Raw genomic sequence first — 218 nt, 5'->3', positions numbered from 1 at the left:
CCGATAGCGGATAGTACCGTGAGGGAATGGTGAAAAGTACCGCGGGAGCGGAGTGAAATAGTACCTGAAACCGTGTGCCTACAAGCCGTGGGAGCGTCGCGCAAGGACTTGTCCTTGCGTCGTGACTGCGTGCCTTTTGAAGAATGAGCCTGCGAGTTTGCGGTGTGTTGCGAGGTTAACCCGTGTGGGGAAGCCGTAGCGAAAGCGAGTCCGAATAG

The 218-nt window shown here is 56.4% G+C and carries 1 rRNA gene; it reads left to right on the top strand.

The window, feature by feature from the left end:
* Nucleotides 1-218, top strand: a 23S ribosomal RNA gene (locus IE94_RS0134970); the annotation flags it as partial.

Source organism: Streptomyces violaceorubidus (assembly GCF_000717995.1).
GTDB classification, from domain to species: domain Bacteria; phylum Actinomycetota; class Actinomycetes; order Streptomycetales; family Streptomycetaceae; genus Streptomyces; species Streptomyces violaceorubidus.
The sequence above is the reverse complement of the archived record's forward strand: the minus strand, read 5'-3'. Positions and strand labels throughout refer to the sequence as shown.